Origin of the sequence: Schleiferilactobacillus perolens DSM 12744, assembly GCF_001435585.1 — a bacterium.
Classification (GTDB): Bacteria; Bacillota; Bacilli; order Lactobacillales; family Lactobacillaceae; genus Schleiferilactobacillus; species Schleiferilactobacillus perolens.
This window is the reverse complement of sequence record NZ_AZEC01000016.1, coordinates 1-17,934: the sequence shown is the minus strand read 5'-3', so window position 1 is coordinate 17,934 and position 17,934 is coordinate 1. Positions and strand designations below refer to the sequence as shown.

13 protein-coding genes are annotated in these 17,934 nt (G+C 50.7%); 9 read left to right on the top strand and 4 right to left on the bottom strand.

What is annotated here, in order from left to right; translation table 11 throughout:
* Positions 1-62: 62 nt before the first annotated feature.
* Positions 63-1,742 carry an ABC transporter ATP-binding protein gene (locus FD09_RS13205; RefSeq protein ID WP_057822164.1) on the top strand — a complete coding sequence of 560 codons (1,680 nt, stop codon included), beginning with the start codon at positions 63-65 and terminating at the stop codon, positions 1,740-1,742.
* A 266-nt stretch (positions 1,743-2,008) separates the two neighbouring features.
* On the opposite strand, the gene FD09_RS13200 is transcribed toward FD09_RS13205, so the two are convergent.
* Positions 2,009-2,977, bottom strand: a complete 969-nt coding sequence (locus FD09_RS13200) for a helix-turn-helix domain-containing protein (protein WP_057822163.1) — start codon at positions 2,975-2,977, stop codon at positions 2,009-2,011.
* A 105-nt stretch (positions 2,978-3,082) separates the two neighbouring features.
* Here FD09_RS13200 and FD09_RS13195 point away from each other — a divergent pair, with 105 nt between their 5' ends.
* Together FD09_RS13195 and FD09_RS13190 are read left to right on the top strand one after the other, a co-directional pair.
* Positions 3,083-4,039 carry an ABC transporter ATP-binding protein gene (locus tag FD09_RS13195; RefSeq protein WP_057822162.1) on the top strand — a complete coding sequence of 319 codons (957 nt, stop codon included), beginning with the start codon at positions 3,083-3,085 and terminating at the stop codon, positions 4,037-4,039.
* Entirely contained in the window at positions 4,017-4,793 is a 777-nt protein-coding gene (locus FD09_RS13190; protein ID WP_057822161.1) for an ABC transporter permease, read from the top strand. The genes FD09_RS13195 and FD09_RS13190 overlap by 23 nt, the downstream gene beginning before the upstream one ends.
* A gap of 194 nt (positions 4,794-4,987) precedes the next feature.
* On the opposite strand, the gene FD09_RS13185 is transcribed toward FD09_RS13190, so the two are convergent.
* Positions 4,988-5,782 (bottom strand): Cof-type HAD-IIB family hydrolase, encoded by a 795-nt coding sequence (locus tag FD09_RS13185; RefSeq protein ID WP_057822160.1) that lies wholly within the window; start codon positions 5,780-5,782, stop codon positions 4,988-4,990.
* A 418-nt stretch (positions 5,783-6,200) separates the two neighbouring features.
* Here FD09_RS13185 and FD09_RS13180 point away from each other — a divergent pair, with 418 nt between their 5' ends.
* The 6 genes from FD09_RS13180 (at position 6,201) to FD09_RS16510 (ending at position 15,247) form a co-directional block, all read left to right on the top strand.
* Positions 6,201-6,821 (top strand): hydrolase, encoded by a 621-nt coding sequence (locus tag FD09_RS13180; protein ID WP_057822159.1) that lies wholly within the window; start codon positions 6,201-6,203, stop codon positions 6,819-6,821.
* 128 nt (positions 6,822-6,949) lie between these two features.
* On the top strand, positions 6,950-9,493 hold the full coding sequence (locus FD09_RS13175; protein WP_057822158.1) for an AAA family ATPase: 2,544 nt from the start codon (positions 6,950-6,952) through the stop codon (positions 9,491-9,493).
* A gap of 499 nt (positions 9,494-9,992) precedes the next feature.
* Positions 9,993-12,146 carry an ABC transporter ATP-binding protein/permease gene (locus FD09_RS13170; protein WP_057822157.1) on the top strand — a complete coding sequence of 718 codons (2,154 nt, stop codon included), beginning with the start codon at positions 9,993-9,995 and terminating at the stop codon, positions 12,144-12,146.
* A gap of 127 nt (positions 12,147-12,273) precedes the next feature.
* The gene (locus FD09_RS13165) at positions 12,274-13,524 is read left to right on the top strand and encodes a hypothetical protein (protein WP_057822156.1); all 1,251 of its coding nucleotides are present in this window, start codon (positions 12,274-12,276) and stop codon (positions 13,522-13,524) included.
* Positions 13,524-14,243, top strand: coding sequence for an ABC transporter ATP-binding protein (locus FD09_RS13160; RefSeq protein WP_057822155.1), 720 nt, complete (start codon positions 13,524-13,526; stop codon positions 14,241-14,243). The genes FD09_RS13165 and FD09_RS13160 overlap by 1 nt, the downstream gene beginning before the upstream one ends.
* Positions 14,240-15,247, top strand: a complete 1,008-nt coding sequence (locus FD09_RS16510) for a hypothetical protein (RefSeq protein WP_057822154.1) — start codon at positions 14,240-14,242, stop codon at positions 15,245-15,247. The genes FD09_RS13160 and FD09_RS16510 overlap by 4 nt, the downstream gene beginning before the upstream one ends.
* Positions 15,248-15,614: 367 nt before the next feature.
* Here the strand turns inward: FD09_RS16510 and FD09_RS13150 are convergent, their stop codons facing one another.
* Positions 15,615-17,318 (bottom strand): M3 family oligoendopeptidase, encoded by a 1,704-nt coding sequence (locus tag FD09_RS13150; RefSeq protein ID WP_057822153.1) that lies wholly within the window; start codon positions 17,316-17,318, stop codon positions 15,615-15,617.
* Between the two features lie 117 nt (positions 17,319-17,435).
* Positions 17,436-17,627: a hypothetical protein gene (locus FD09_RS16385; RefSeq protein WP_157053822.1), complete on the bottom strand. Its 192-nt coding sequence runs from the start codon at positions 17,625-17,627 to the stop codon at positions 17,436-17,438.
* Positions 17,628-17,934 lie beyond the last annotated feature (307 nt).

The following is a 17,934-nucleotide window of genomic DNA, read 5'->3' as shown; positions in this document are numbered from 1 at the left end:
ATTATTTTCTCTGACGCGTATTATCATAACCATACCGCAGTACGCTTATCAGGGAGGAAATTATGCTATCATTCAACTACATGCGGCGCCAACCGTTGCGTTTGCTCTGCTATCTATTGCTCGTGCCCATCGCCGCCTTGACCGAAGTGGCCGTATCTTGGGTATTGCAGCTAATCACCGATGTGGTCACCGGTAAACAGCATTTCAATTATGTCTGGCTTTGTATCGGCATTCTCATTTATATTATCGTCCAGGCCCTGGTCAGTTTCGGCCAGAGCTTCCAGCGCTCTCGCCTGTTAGCCAATGGCAGCCGGATGCTGCGCAATGACTTGTATGCCGCTACATTAGACCGCTCGCTCAATCAGTTTAGTCGACACGACCATGGTTTCTACCTCGCCAAATTCAATAAGGAAGTCGATGTGATTGAACACACGTATTATGGGACTGCCTTGCACGGTTACTATCTGGTTTGGCAGCTGGTCTTTGCTTTAGCCGGTACAAGCTTGATCAAACCCATCATGACGGTGGCGATCCTGCTGTTTTGTATCCCGTCTATGCTAGTTCCCTTGTTTTCCCAGAAGAAAACTGGCCCTGCACAGACCGCAGTGGTGGATGCGGCCACAGGGTACAATAATCGCGTGGAAGACTTCATCAATGGCTTTGACACAGTGAAATTCAACGCCGCTGGCAGCCGCTTTGGTTCTCTGTTCACGGCCGCTACCGCTTGGCTGGCCAAAAAGGAGATCCACAACCAACTGGTCATCAAAGTGATCAGTGAGCTGCTCAACTTCTTCAACAACATTCAATATATTGGCACCTGGTTGTTGGGCGGCTTCCTGGTACTGCGGGGCAGTATTACGCTGGGCGAGTTAGTAGCCTTCTCGCAACTGATGGTGTTTATCTCCTATCCTTTGTTTGCCTCAGCCGATATGTTGTCCCAGTTTTCGGGCGGTCGCGCCGTGGTAAAAAATGTGGTGACGTATTTGAACGAAGCCGTGCCCGCCCAGCCACAAGCACAGTTGCCGCAACGGATACACACCATTGGCTACCATCAAGTGAGTTTAGCCGTGGACAAGCAACCGTTGTTGCAAGATATTGATCTCCACTTAGCGACGGATCAAAAATATTTGATCGTCGGCCAAAGCGGCAGTGGTAAGAGCACGTTGATGCGCCAACTTTTCGGCTACTATCAAAACTATACTGGTCAAATTACGATTGACGGGATCGACATCCGCTCGGTCGGCTTCGGCGATATCACTAGTCACCTCACTTACGTGGACCAGTCCACTTATCTGTTCAATGCGACCTTAGCGGATAATGTCACCGTGTTCCATGACATTCCCTTTAAACAGATCCGCCAAGCCGTCGCCCGGGCGGGTTTGCAAACACTGCTGGTGAGTGACCCTCAGGCTTTACAGCGGGTGGTCAGTGATAAATCCACAGCGATCTCTGGCGGGGAGCGCCAACGGCTGGCGTTGGCCCGCAATCAATTGAAGGGACCAATCTTTACCATTTTCGATGAATTGACCAGTGGCCTCGATCCGCATATTGCCACGCAGATTGAGGATATGCTTTTTGCTTCGTCGCAGGGGCTGGTGCTGATTACGCATCGGTATAATCCGACGATTTTTGCTCAGGCGGATGGCATTATCGTGGTCGATCAGGGGCGGATTGTGGCCTTTGGCAGGGATGACGACAAGGTTGTTCAGGAAGCGTTGGCGCAATTGGGGTTTCTTGGGTGAAAATGAATTATAGACGGCTTGCCGTGCCAAAGCTGCGCAATCTCCGGTGGCAGGGGGCTGCGACGCGCAGCTAGTGCGTAGCCGCAGGCGTAGCAAGTGGTGACGGCGCTTTGAGCCCGCTGAGGGCCACGGTCTCAAAGTCGCCTAACTGCATATAAACTTGCCCAGGACCGGGGCAAGTTTATTGCAGTTCCCACCACTGAGCCCCCTGCCACCTCCGATTGCTCCGCATTGGCACTGTATCCAGGACACACCAGAGTCTGACTCTAACCCCAGCCGCCACTGAGAAGAATGAGACCATCTGTCGGATCTTTGAGTATTCTTTCGAGATATCCCTGCCAAATACGTTCGCTTCTTGAATCATGCAAAGTGCGAAAGATCGCGATGGCGCTGCGACATATTTTTTCTCCCGTGGTCACTGCACCTTGGGCGATCGAGAGCCATCCAGTAAAGAACAACACACGGACATTGCCATCTAAGGTGATGTCCGATTTTTGTTGTTGCAGCATGGTGAGTACTTGAGCGGCACCGGGTAAATCATGGCGCGCCAAGAGGACCGTGAAGTCGGAGGCCAGCAGCCAAAACTGGAGATGGCGAAATTGGGCGCTGGCCGCCAGGCGTTGGGACTTGCGGTAACCGATCCGCAGCATCTGCAAATTATCCGGCGGAGAAAAAAACATGCTGGCGCTGATGAATAATTCGATTTCGAACACCCCCCAGTCCTCCACATTCAGCAGATAATGCTGCAAAATACCGACATTGTGTTCGGCCAACTCTGCATCGGCGGAGACGCCATGGATGTGTTTTAAGAAGGCGTACAGTGCCCGGTAGTCAGCCAACAATAAAAGATTATATTGCGTCGGATTGTTGTGAAACAGGGTTACGCGGCGCGCAATAGTCGCCAAAACGACATCGGCATCCTGCGAACTGTACTCCGATTGGTTCAGGAACTCCGGATCAAACGGCATATCCAAGTTGATCATAAAGTTCCGCACGGCCATGGGTGTTTCTTCCTGGGTAGTGGCACGAGCGTAATCATGTTCGAAGAAAAACTCACTGCGGGTGACATGGATTGCCGCCAGTAAGGGATCTAACTTGGCCAGTGTAATGTCATTAATACCGTGTTCGAACCGAGAGATCGCGGCACTGCTGATGCCGGTGTCGCGCGCCACATTCTGTAGAGTCACATTCTTGTTTTTGCGCAACCGGTGATAAATTTGTCCGTATGCGGTCATTGAACGCCCTTCTTTCCCTGCCTTTGGCTTACGTATCCGTAATTTATTCAACGATAGCATCACAGGTCGATGATAATCAAGATAATTTATAGAAAGCGTGATGTCATGTTATTATCCGCTAATCACTTAAGCAAAAAGTTTCCCACCTCGAATCAGCAACCATTTGTCGCCGTCCAAGACGTATCGTTCACCGTCCCCACCGGCCGGGTCGTGGCCTTTCTGGGTCCAAATGGGGCTGGGAAAACGACGACGATTAAGATGTTATTGGGACTGATCACGCCCACCCACGGGACAATTCAGGTACTCGGTCACCCAGTCGCCAGAACCTTAGGGGCTGTCGGGGCAGTGTTAGAGGGCAGCCGCAATATCTACTGGCGTTTGTCACCGCTTGAAAACTTTGAATATTGGGGTGGTCTGCGCGGCATTCCGCGAAAAATTGCTCAAAAAAGGGGCATGGCGTATTTAACCACATTTGGTTTAGACGCCAAAGCCGATCAACCAGTGCGCGCACTCAGCCGAGGTATGCAGCAAATTGTCGCCATCTGTTGTGCGTTGATCCACCAACCGCAATTGCTATTGCTAGATGAACCCACATTAGGCCTCGACCTGACTGCGGCCGAGCAAATTCAGACGATTATCCGGCAGTTGGTCGCGGATACCCATCTGGGGGTGCTCTTGACGACCCACGATATGAGCGTGGCCCAGGCCATTGCGGACGATGTTTTAATGATTGATCAAGGCACAATTGTTTTTCGCGGTGAAACCCAAAGTGCACTCCGCGGCTTTTCCAGTGAAACCTATGCGCTCAGTTTTGCCAAACCATTGATGAGTCCCGAACTCACTCAATTGGGTCGGTGGGGAACCATGGCGCCGGTTTCCCCAACACAAGTGATAATCACGTTGGCGGATACCCACCCCCTTTCTGAACTATTAGAATATCTGGGACATTTGCCCATCACTGCCATCGAAAAACAACAGGTGGATTTGGCCGCACTTTTTAAACATGTCATTCGTCAACATCAGAAAGGGGCGACTGTCCATGTGGATCGCCGTGAGCAGTGAGTTACGCCGCACGTTATTAATCAAAAAACGTTATCCAACAGAGACGCTCGCACAAATCATTCTGGCTGTCATCAGCTTCTACGCACTCACGCTGGGCGGAAAATTCATGGCTGGCGGTGTATTGCTGGGCAATCGATTGACCGATCTGATTATTGGTTACGGGCTATGGATGTTAGTGTTAAATACAGTGGGTGATATGGGCTTTGGCATTGCGGAAGAAGCTGAAAACGGCACGCTGGAGCAATTGTTTATCTCACCATTGGGGCCGTTGAAGTTATTTCTGATTCGGGCTGCGGTAAGTCTTGGTATGTCATTGCTCTTTATTGGGTTGGTTCTTTTCGGCATTCTTTGGCTCACGGGCATCCAACTCACAGTGCAGCCGATCCAACTCGTTCCCGCCATCATGGCGTTAATCGTTTCATTCGCGCTGGGATTACTGGTGGCGGGCCTAGCGATTGTCTTTAAGCGGATTTCCCAAGCCCTGAATATCTTTGAATTTGGTTTCGTGTTTCTGCTTATGATCCCTTTTAACACCAGTGGCCCATTGCTAGCATTCGTTGGCCATTTTGTACCGCTTTATCCCATATTCAGTCTGTTGCGAGAATTGCTTCATCCTGCTGGCCGCTCAATTGATACAGCCTCATTGATGGCCTGGTGCCTGATTAATACCCTGTTTTGGTTGTCGATTGGTATTACTGTTTTCCAACGGGCAGTCAAACTAGCGCGTAATCGGGGAACGATTGGACATTACTAAGCATTGGTAATACGCGTATAAGGCCAATGGGCGCAATGTGCGATACAATGACTGCGCGGTGAGCATGATGACAACAGAAAAACATTCCACTATTGACCCACTCGATACGGCCACAGAGCTAGCCCATCAGCAATTGCAAAACGGAGAATATCGAGATTTCGATAATTTATCCGATTTGTTTAAAGACCTGCATCCTAGCCCAGCACATTCTGTTCAATATAAGTGAGCACGCCGCTCTCAGTATTGGCCGGTGCAATCGCATTCGCAGCGGTTTTTACTGTTGCCGCCGCATTATCCATGGCCACCGCTTGACCCACATAACGGAACATCGACAGATCATTCTCGCCGTCACCGAAGGCCATCATTTCGTCGGGGGCGATGTTCAACTGGTGACTGATTTGCTCTAGTGCCCAAGCTTTGTCCAAGCCTGGTTGAATCAGGTCGATAATCCCCGTGCCGCTGGCCGTGGGCACCGCCAAGTCGGCTAAAGTGCTTTGCAACAACGGCATCATGTCGTCTATGGCGCCAGGTTCGCCAATCATATCGAACTTCACAATTCCTTGCGTGTAGCCAGTCAGCGTGGGTACTGCGACGACCTGAGGATAATAGTCCCGCATATTCCCCGCGAACTCGGGATCAGCATCTTGGCGAATCCAGACAGTATCAATGCCGCACACCGCGACTTGCGCAGCTGGGAAACGCGACATGATCTGCAAAATCTTGCTCACAGTTCCTGGCGCAAAGGTTTTGGCTGCCAACGGTTCACCGTGCAGCTTTATTTCGGCTCCATTTTGCCCAATGAAGTCCACCTCTGGAAAATCCGCAAACAGACGCTGCATTTTGACGGTTTGATTACCACTGGCCGGAACAAACCGAATATCCTGCTGACGCAACGCTCGGTAAACTCGCCTAAAGCGGTCATGGTTGAACTGACTCTTGTCATCTAAAAAAGTGCCATCCATATCTGCTGCAATTAACCGTATTCCCATACCGTCCTCCAAATAGTGTGAATGCTTACATTGTAGCACGCACCGTACCCACTCGGTACAAGCATATTTCTTCCCTTTCACGCCGCTCCCTTCTAAAATGATAGTGGTTTCTAGAACGACACATAGGTGGTCGAGATAATTTTCTTACCCTGGTAAATCTAGTGCCAATGCGGAGCAATCGGAGGTGTCAGGTGGCTCAGCTGTGGAAACCACACCGCGCGCGGGTTTTGCGCGCGGATGTGGTTAGGCGTGTTTGAGACCGCGCACTTTGCGGGCTCAAACCGCCGTCACAGCTTGCTACGCCTGCGGCTACGCACTTGCTGCGCTTCGCAGCCACCGGACACCGGAGATTGCGGAGCTTTGGCACGGCTCCCTCAGAAGACTTTTATCCCAACCGCACACATTGGGGGTATTTGTAATGACAAGTTTTCCACGTCGTGATCCGGTGTATGACCAACTACTGACACCGGAGAATTCTGCATTACTGGTGATTGACTATCAACCCACACAAATCAATTCCATCGGGTCCATGGATCACCATCAACTCATCAATAACATCACCGTCACCGCTCGGTTGGCGAAACTGTACAAAGTACCGATCGTCCTGTCGACCGTGAACGTCCAATCCGGCCGCAACAAGGATACCATTCCACAGTTGAAGGCCGTCTTGGGGGATCAACAAGCCATCGACCGGACCAGTATCAATGCCTGGCAGGACGAGGACTTTGTCAAAGCCGTCAAAGCCACCGGCCGCAAGAAGTTAATCATTGCTGCCTTGTGGACTGAAGCCTGCTTGACCTTCCCGACTTTGGACGCCATGCGCGAAGGTTATGAAGTTTATCCGGTCGTAGATGCAGTGGGCGGCACTTCCACCATTGCCCACGAAGCCGCACTGCGCCGGGTCGAACAAGCCGGTGCACAACCCGTTTCCAATGCCCAGTTAGCCTGCGAATGGCAACGGGATTGGAACCGGACAGAAACCGTGCCCGAGTTTGTCAAGATTTTACTGGACGCTGGCGATTTCATCAACCTTGAATAGTCTCTCGTCTAAGCGACAGGCCGTTTCCCATCTGGGACGGCCTGCTTTTTTTGCCCGCAACCATCGGGTATACTGAAGAATAGTACATGTGTTTGCGTATATAATAAGAGCGAAGGGAGTCGAGGGCGATGGCCGGTTATGACCAGCAATTATTCAAGAATGTGGCACTGCGCATCACCAAGCAGCTTTTTGAACGGAGTGACACCGATTATCGGGTCTATGGCGCGGAACCGTTAGATCCCAATTTGCAGATCCCAGTGGATAAATTCGGATCGTTGACGATTAGTGGCGAAATGGGCCATTATGACGACGGCACCATGGTCAAGATGGACATATTGTATGACGAACCCGCCAGCCATCGTTACGATCGACCCTCTTTCCAGCTCAAAGCGATTCACTACGGTCTCCCCGAAGACGCCAACGGTCAGTGGGCTTTCCTCGGCCAAGTGCTGTCCAAAAGTCCAGCCACGCTCAGCCGCCTGATTGATAATGTGCCGCCCAACGAGAAAATCTTGGATCTGTTATTGAACGGCACTTTATTGGATAAAAAGATTAAGGGCATTGGCGAAAAAACGCTCTTGAAGCTGCAGGCCCTAGTGAAGAAGAACACCGATTTAAGTATCTTAATGGATGCCTTTGGCGATCGGCTCACCCCCATTGCCTATCAGCATGTTTTTGACCACTTTGGCGATGCCAAACGCGCCATTAAACGAATTGATGCGGACCCATACGTCTTAATTGAAGTCGGTGGGATTGGGTTCAAGACCGCCGATAAGTTTGCGCTGGCCGCTGGGGTTCCCCGCAATGATCCCCGCCGGATTCGGTTTGGCATGCAGTTCGTATTCAACACCGAAATCTTGCCCCGGGGCAACACCTTTGCATCAATCAAATTCTTCGTCGCGCGCTGCACGGCCGCTTTGGATGTCGCGCCCGTGGACGTCAATCCCCAGCTCACACCGGAAGCGGCCTGGCAAAATGGTTTCTTAGTCAATGAAGAGTATCAGCTGGTCACCAGTCTATTGATGTTTATTAAAGAGGCCGACCTTTACCGCGATATTAAGCAGGCCCATAAACAGGTCTGGCCGGTACTGGAAGAAAAGAAGCTCAAGACGGCCATCACCGAGTTTGAAGAGGCCCATCAGGTTCATCTGGACGACGAACAACGCGCGTTCTTGTTCACCGCGAATAGTCACGGCATTACGGTCCTCAATGGCGCCGCGGGTACCGGGAAAACGTGGATCATCAATGCCTTTGTGGAGATCATGGAGAAACATAACCGGAAGTTTACCCTGATGGCTCCCACTGGCCGGGCTGCTAAGGTGCTGCGGGATTACACCGACCACACGGCGACGACGATCCACGCCCGGCTGGGGTTAATGCCGGGTTTTGAGTTTTCGGCGTATACCCGGCAAGGCAACCAGGATGTCTATGGCAAAAGCGACTTTGTCGTCGTGGATGAATCGTCAATGCTGACGGCGGATCTGGCATGGGAAATTGTGCGGTCGATCGTGTATGAGAAACGCCACCTGATCTTTGTCGGCGACGCCTTTCAGCTGCCCGCCATTGGTCCCGGTAATTTCCTCACCGATTTGGCCAACTGTGCTGCTGTGGCCACCGTCACCCTCACCCATGTCTATCGGCAAGGGGCCAAGTCTGGCATCCTGGACTTAGCCAGTACAGTGCGCAATCGAGAACCGTTACCATTCAACGCCGCTCAACCGGCCTATTTATCTGGCGCACTGCGGTTATATAATCAACGGGATGAAGTGACCATCGCCAACACACTCATCGCGGCCTATCATTCCCTGTGGCTTAGTGCCGCCCATGATACCAGCCAACTCTTGTTATTGGTCAACCGCAACAAGGGTACTTTGGGCCGGATGCAAATGAATGCGCGCATCCAGCAATTTGCTTGCCCCGCTGTCCCTGGCCGGCCGGAATATGTCGCCCCGTATATCAATCCCGATACGGAAGAACCCGACGTTTTTCGTTTGGGCGATAAAGTGATGGTTCTGCAAAACGACGGACGCGCTCAACTGGTTGATCCCAAAGATAACAAGCGAATCGTGCAGACGAAAGACGACGAGGACGATGTGGCCGCCAGCGACCGTGTTGATTATCAAACCACAATCATTACCAACGGTGACACCGGAGTGATTACCCACATTGATCCGCGCCGCCACTTCCTCGTGGTTCACATTGATGACGAGTACATCTACTTTAGCTTTGGCGGTGTCACTAACCGCCTGGCTTTGGCCTATGCAGTCACCGTGTACAAGTCCCAAGGCGGTCAAGCTAAACACGTCCTCATCGGCCTCGCCCCTTCTGGCACTATGGTTGATGCTCAATCCTTCTACACCGCCATCACACGGGCGGAAGCCACCGTGGACTGCTACGGTGATTTTGGCATGCTCACCGGCAAGCTGGATTATGTCCCCACTGAACACCGGCACGATTTGTTGACCAATTTCTTAGACGGCCGGTTACAACCCGATAAATTCGGGGCGCATACCACGGCAGAAATTCGTGATTACTTAGCGCCGTTACCCCAGGATGCACCGGTACCTGACCAGTCAGAGGCGGCGCACAAGCCGAAGTTGCGGGTAGAAGTCGACCCGACGTTGGTGGACTTTTTGAAAAAAACCCAGAAGAAGGACGGGCCGGAAAGCTGAGTCACTGATACCGTTTATCCCTAGTCAAACAAGCGGCCGTCAATTTTAGTGAAAAGCCGGAAAACCCTTTCTCGGTCCAAAAAAGTATGTTATGTTTGTAGCATGAATCACAATTTGATTGGACCTGAGACAAGTTTCTCCCTGATGAGCCGTGCCAAAGCTACGCAATCTCCGGTGGCAGGGGGCTGCGACGCGCAGCTAGTGCGTAGCCGCAGGCGTAGCAAGTGGTGACGGCGCTTTGAGCCCGCTGAGAGGCGCGGTCTCAAAGTCGCCTAACAGTATATAAACTTGGCCAGGACCGGGCCAAGTTTATTACTGTTCCCACCACTGAGCCCCCTGCCACCTACGATTGCTCCGCATTGGCACTACATCGATCAAGGCCCAGCTTTTTATCCCTCTTTAATTTTCTCTACCATCATGGGGCATCCCTCAACCGGACAATATAATTGTTGTCTCTATAAAATCTTCCACAAAAAATCCACCGATCGGAGATGACCAAATGCTATCCCTATCACATCTGACAAAAGCGTACGGCGATCATGTTGTGCTCAGCGATACCACTCTGAATATCGATCAATCGTCACACATTTATACACTGATTGGCCAAAGTGGGAGTGGCAAGACGACCCTGCTCAACATCCTCTTCGGTATTGATCAAGATTATTCCGGGACCTACTACCTGAACAGCGCGGATGCTCGGAAGTTTAGCAACAGTGATTGGGATAATGTCCGCAGCACGCAGATGCAAATTGTGTATCAAGATTTTAAGCTATTGGACAGTTTAACCGTTGAAGATAACCTGACTTTTGCAAATCGTCTCTCCAACACAGATTTGCAAACACGTATTGACGATGCACTTTCTGCGCTTGATCTTGAATCCGTTAAAAATAAGAAAGTACGCAATCTCAGTGGCGGCCAAAAGCAACGTGTGGCATTAGCACGCGCCACAATTAATCGTCCAGAAATTCTCCTGCTGGATGAACCCACCGGTAATCTTGATGACCAGAACACCACGAAGCTAATGTGTTATATCTCATCATTGAAGGACAGTGGGTTAACAATTCTGATCATCACCCACGATAAGCGCGTGATGACCTATTCAGATACGGTTCTCCAGTTAGTGGGGGGCAAAATACAGGTTGCAGATGTGAAAGAACCATCTGCTTCTTTGGGCGCATCTCACAGCATGTATCAGCCTGACTCGCCGCAAAAGACAGGTCTGGGTTTGAAGATAAAGTATGTATTACGCACGCTTCGTGCCAGTCTTTCAGATCAATTATTATCAGCCGTCCCCATCATTTTGATCATTATGTCGTTTTGCATTATTTTCACGATGTTCAGAGAGACCATATTTTCAGGCTTCAACACCATTTTTTCCGGCTTCGATGATCGTTCAATTCTGATTGATACACAGAAACTGACTGACAGCACCCAAAAGAAACTTCAACGGAGCAATATTGTCAGCTCTTATGATGGTAAGCGCATTGGTTTCTCTGAGGTTGATCGAAAACAACTTCAGGATATCCCGAATGTTTCGGACGTCTTACTGTTCTCCAATGGCCTGATTAACGGCGATGATGAAAGCCACAATTTACTCGCCCAATCGCTTGCTAAAAAGGAACTCCCCATATCTGTAAAAGACAGTCCAAGTTTTGTCAGTGCTCCAGATTTCATTTCTTTAAGCTTTGAAAGTCTTGGCGTTCCTGCGGCCCAGTTGGCAAACTACAACTATCAGCAAATTCATTTACTCGCTGGTGAAAGCCCCGCTAAATCAGCAAATGATCTCCTGATCCCGGATATTTTGGCTGAAAAAGTCACGAGCAATGCTGACTACGCGAGGGCAATTAACAAACCCCTAGCACTGGCAATCCGCAAAGATAACTCAGTGAAGGCGGCGAAAAAAACGTATCGGATCGTTGGTGTCTATCGCACAAATTACCAACAGCAAGTTCCTGCTACTTTGAAGATCTATACCCGCTTCGTCGCCAGTCCAACGCCGGCCACGCGTGCAGACTATCGGCAAACGATCAGTGTACTCACCGAGAACGAAAAAACACGTGCTTATAATGCCCCTATGATCAAATCGTTCACTGCCTATCAGCAAGCCCTCGGTACGGGACACAGCAGCGCCTTGATCGTGGCCAAAAATGCCAAGGATATTCCTTCGATTTCAAACAAGATTCGGACACTTTTTCCCAAGTACCAACAAATGTCGCAATACGAAACAAAGAATGGCGCCTACGCTAAAGTTTATCGGAATCTAGTGTTCTATTTGATTGGCGGATCAGCACTGTTAGCACTGATTCTAGGGGTCATCATCTGTTTCCTGAACAAATCAAAAATCAGGAACCGCAGCAAAGAGCTCGCAATTCTTTACAGTCTGGGCTACTCCAAGCGTTCTGTTAACCAGATCGTCCTCATTGAGAATGCCATCCTTTTTGCCACTTACTATGTTCTCGCTGTTGTTCTTCTTATTCCGCTTTATTACTTCTATCTGCGGACGACCGCCAGAGCGTCTTTGTTTGTTAACTTGTTCTCGGTCAACAATCTGGCCATGATTTTCTCGTTCTTGATTCTCACTATGATTATCTCTGTGTTGTGGGGAATCAACGGTGTGAAAAAGAAGAACCTCAGGAAATATCTTTCTCTGTAATTTGTTTAACAGCCCCCCAAAAAAATACCACGAGTCTTGAAGTTTGTATTCCTTCAATGTTCGTGGTATTTTTGCGGTGGATATGTGAATCTTTCAGCAATGGTCAACACACTGTGGGGTGGGCCAAATGTTTCTTTTGGAATGGCTTCAGCACAAGCATTCAACAATTCTATTCACGGTCATTGGTCTGTTACTGGTGGGCGCCATTGGGTATTACGAATACTCGCTGTATCAACAAACCCAAGTGGCCGATGAGACCGCTGCGGAGTGGTATCCTGGGATGCTGGCTTTAGTCAAAAAAACGCGCGACAAAAAAGCCCTTTATAAAAAGTTTCCTGACGTCTTACTCGCCGTCAAAGAGCAACATGCCTTGGCCACGCATAATGCTGCCGCCGAACAGAAGGCCGTCACTCCTTCTTTTGTCGACTTCACGCATTATTTTTCACCAATCATTCGTGGCCAACATGCTGAACAATTGGGATTCGTCGCTGGCGAGGTGCAAGCAACTCGCCATGAATTGATGTATCTCCAAAAGAACCACATTACGGCAATGTTTCCCATCGCCTTCCTGGCCAATCCCAAAACTGCAGAGTCAGTTAATCCGCCACTGGCGTTAGCCCCAATTATTCCAATCATGACCACGTCTTACTACGAAAATGGCTGGTATCAAGTGTGGGACTGGTTCCGTACCGGCGGCATTATCTTTGGACTAATCACGATTAATCTGGCATTTGGCACCGGTGTCGCTGAGGAGTTGCAAAACGGTGCCCAGCGTCTTCGCTTCCTCCGTCTGCATCAGGTTAACTGGTGGCGGCTGGTCACCACGCGCTGGTTGAGTCTCATCGCCATTCCGATTGTGAGTCTGGTGGCAGCGACCGGTCTCTTCCTAGGATATAGCCTCATGCGCACCGGTCTTGGTGATCTGCGCTATCCTGTCCAGCATTGGATCACTGGTCCGCCCTGGGATACTTTATTCAACGATGTCCGCCTGCGGGAAGCCATGAATTATTTTGCACCATTGCGGATTGAATTAATGCCGCTCAGTCAGTATCTGCTGTTGGCGGGGGCGTTATTGCTGGCGATCATTTGCTTGAATGCCGCCATTATTTTGCTGGTCAGCCGCATTGTAAAGCAGCCGTTGGTCACCCAAGTGCTTAGCGCCCTTTGGCCATTTTTGATATTCCTACCCATCAACGCCCATAATCCGTTTAGCTATCTCAACATTGACACATCTGCCACCAACTATATTGCCACCGTTGTCGATACCACCCAAACACTCTATTGGCCGATCCTGGGCAGCATTTTTCTAGCCGCTCTGCTCATCCTCGGTGTCGTGATCCTGTGGCGGCCAGCGGTGGCGAAGGGAGTGCGAAAGTGATGACCGACATTCTCACAATTCAAGATTTGATCTTTGGCTATCGGCATACACCAGTTTATGAAAATGCAACGCTCACATTAGACCATCCCGGTATTTACGGATTAGTCGGCCCCAATGGCAGCGGCAAAACCACCCTTCTGAATTTAATCACGGGGCTGCAGCATCCCCAGCACGGGACCATCACCATTGCCGGCCAACCCAATCGTGACGCCGTTGTGTTTGAACATGTGGCCTACGTACAGGATAGTCGGGTGCTCTATCCCAGTATGACGGGGCTGGATCATCTTCGTTTCGTGGCCCATCAGCGCCGCCGCCCCGCTGCCGACATTGACCGGTTTATTCAGAATCTGCAGCTGACCACCTTTGTCCACCGGGCTGTCCGAACTTATTCCCTGGGACAAAAGCAGCGGCTGCTCATCGCACTGGGACTGCTGGACAATACCCCGATACTATTATTAGACGAACCGCTCAACGGGCTTGATCCCGATAGTACGATGGCCGTCCGCAGTATCCTCACCGCTCTGTCCAAGACTCAGCGAACAGTGATTGTGTCTTCCCATAACCTAGACGAACTGACCAAGGTCACCACCGAAATTATTTTTGTCGTCGATCATCAGCTCCAATTGGAGCATCTCACAAAAGATGTCGAAGCCCGCTATACAGCGCTCTATCACCAACAAACAACCATCACTTTGCCCGATGAAGAGGCGCCATCATGAGTGGCCTGGGGCAGTGGTTCTTGGGGCGGTTTTGGCGACAACGCACGATTTGGATCGTGGCCTTATTAGCAATTCTATGCGTCGCTGGCTTTGGCGGCTATACCTGGTGGCAAAGGGAAAATTACCGGCACCAAGAGACTGCCCAACTTGATAAGGTCGCCCAGACAGTGGCTTTTGATATGATGGAAAATGTGTCTGAACGCCAATTCCCGCCCAAAGTGAATGATCAGCTGCAGGAACTGCGCCGCAAAATGATTATTGCATTGAGCCAAAAACGTCAGGCAGTCCAAAAAGGACAAACCAAAAAATATTTGGCCGCCGATATCACCCGCTGGCAGTTGGCTGGTGACTATTACCGGCTCGATCCAGTGGGCTTGGCCCGCTATGGCCCCTACACCCCAACCGCCGCGCGGGATCAAATTGCCCAGGATCGGGAATTGCAACGGACTCACCAGACGCCGGAACCCATCACCGTATCTTTGGCTTTGCCAGTCTTTCCGCGACGCTTTCTGCAATTTATAGTGAGTCCGATCATGCTGTTTATTCTGGGCTTGGTATTCAATTGGGCCTGGCTGAGTGATCTCGCTGGACCGTTACCGTTTGCGGTGCTGCATGCCCGCCGGCGTTGGCAGGTACTGACGATCACTTGGCTGGGGGCTTGGTGCACGGCATTGCTGTTTCTGGTTGTGGCCATGTCCACGGCGACGGTGGTCAGCCAAGTGGGCGGCTATTATCTGGCGGATGGTCGTTTACAAGGCGGCCTGCGACAGTGGCATCAAGTATTCACGTTGCACCAGCTGACTCTCCAGGGAATTGGCGCGACTCTTTTAGCCACCGGGATCACGACGGGGCTAGTGGTCTTACTTTCCATGCTGATTCGGCGAATACCCCTATTTCTGCTCACGCTGGCGATTATCACCGGCGTTTTGACCTTTGTCCCCGCGACGTTTTGGAATCCCTTCTTCAGTTTCCAGCAATTTGCGGGGGGCAGTGGACTGGTATAGTCGTTTGGCAAACTGGGGTGGGCGCAGCCATTATTACGGCGATTCTCTTTGTTCTCTGCCGTTGGCGAATCGCACGGTTTGATATGCATTGACTGAGGGAAATAAAAAAAGGGACTGGGACAGAATCCTCCCTGATGAGCCGTGCCAAAGCTGCGCAATCTCCGGCTGAAATGGGCTGGAACGCTGTGACGGCGGTTTGAGCCCGCAAAGTGCGCGGTCTCAAACACGCCTAACCACATCCGCGCGCAAAAACCGCGCGCGGTGTGGTTTCCACAGCTGAGCCCATTTCAGCCTCCGATTGCTCCGCATTGGCACTACATCCATCAGGACTCGGATTTTTGTCCCAGTCTCTTTTCATCTACCCTGGTTATTTATCTAATGCTTGATCATCTACACTGTCCAACGCCTGACTAATCGCCGTCAGCGTATCATCTAGCGCGCCGGGTTCAAATGGCGAAGCCAAATGGCCGGTCTTAATCAGTTCCATCAATGTCTGTGAACCGCCAGCATGGGCCATGGTGGTGTAATCGTGCCAAGCCTCGGGATCGTGATCCACATTGAATCTTTTCCAGAACTGGTAGGCCAGTACCTGGGCAATAGTATAGTCCAAGTAGTAGAACGGCGATTCAAAGATATGGCCCTGGCGGAAGAAGTAGATGCCCCGCGCTAACGCCTCGTTCTCGCTATAATCCCGTTCTGGATTATACTGCTGCTCCAGCTTGCGCCAAGTTGCTTTGCGCTCTGCTGGGGTCATTTCTGGATGGGTATAAACCTCATGCTGGAAGTGGTCCACCAAGATCCCGTATGGCAAGAACTCCAAGGCGGATTCCAGGTGATTATATTGATACTTTTCTACCGCATCGCCGAAGAAGCCGTGCATCCACGGATAGGTGATGAATTCCATGGACATGGAGAAAATCTCTGCCGCCTCAAAAGTCGGGAATGTGCTCAATCCGTCCTTGATCCACCGGGCTGAATAGGTCTGGAAGGCGTGCCCGAATTCATGGGTCAAAACATCCACATCACCGGAGGTCCCATTGAAGTTAGCAAAAATGAAGGGGGCCTTTAAGGACGGAATATATTCACAGTAACCGCCGCCTTGCTTGCCCTTCTTCGCCAGCAGGTCAAAGAGATGGTTTTGCACCATCAGTGCAAACAATTCACCGGTTTCCGGCGATAATTCGTTGTACATATGCTGCGCAGTATCCACCAATTGATCCGGTGTCCCCTGCGGTTTAGCGTTGCCGCTCTTGAAAGCAACAGGTAAATCGTAATATGCCAACTTATTTAATCCCAGCCGTTTGGCCTGCTTCGCGTATTGCTTCTGGGTCAACGGCACCACTTTTTCCAGCACCGTTTGGCGATACTGGGCGACCATTTTTTCATCATAACCAAACCGGTTCATGTACACGTAGCTCAACTCGGAATAGTCTTTGTATCCCAAAGTGTGGGCAATCTCGGTGCGCACTTTGACCATATCGTCATAAATCCGATCAAAATCCGCTTCGTGGGCTGTATAAAAGCCCCAGTATGCTTCCGTGGCCGCCTTGCGGGTGTGGCGATCGGGGTCTTGCATATATGGTCCCAATTGCGCCAGGGTCAGCACTTTACCGGCAAAATCAATTTGGGCACTGGCAATCAGTTTCGAATATTCACTGATTAGCGCGTTATCCTTTTGTTGGAGAGGAATAATCGCTTCGTTGGCCATCTTCAGATCATTTTTCATCCCCATGATGTCTGGTTCTGGATAAATCTGACCCAGCACTTCCTGATAGGGACTGGCGACAACGGCGGCCTTATATTTGCGTTCTTCGTTCTCATAAAGCGGCGCATTGTCGTTCCAGTAAGTATCCTCTTCATCATAGAAATGATCATTCGTATCGATCGAATGCCGAATCTGAGCCAGCATCGCCTGGGAACTGTAGTCATTGATCAGCTGATTGGCGCTGGTGGCTGCTGCGAGGGCGGTATCTGGATCATCAGCGCCTTGCAGCGCAGTCGTGTATGTCGCCAACTGCTTCTTAATACTAGCGAAATCTGGGCGAACATAGGGTGCTTCTTTGAAATCCATGCATGCTTCACTCCAATCTTTAATATGTTTATTTTGGCTGAAGCAGCGGTGGGATGCAAGAGGTTTGCTGATAATCACTGATTAGAAGTCTGGATTCTATTATTTGCGGGTCTCATTTTAAAGTGCGGGATACTCAATATGCTGCCCCGTCAGATTATTCCACTGCTGCCCCAGTTGCTTGCCCAACCCTTCTTTTCCCATATGATGCAGCGTATCAAATACCCACTGCAACTCTTGCCGCCCTTCTTGGTGCCGCCCAGAGACAAACCAGTAGGCCGATTTGAGTGCATAAAGGTCAACTACCCCCACTTACGACCGAAGTCGTTGAAGTGGGAGCTTGCAACTCATGCCCAGTGGATCGGTGCTTCTCTTGGTACCGTTGAGAAACAGTAGTCCAAACGTCTCACGACTCCTACGCGATGGTTACATCCGAGGGCGGCTGACACGCCCTGACGTCAAGTCAGGCCATGCCCGACCGTTTTGTTTTCTTTTGCTTCTTTGAATCAAACGACGGCTCTTTGTCGCCCGCCAAATAACGCCGGCCAAGTTCGGCCAGGTTCATCGCAGCGACGCGGTCATCATTAGTGCGGTAGTCGCACTGCTGGCAATGGTACTC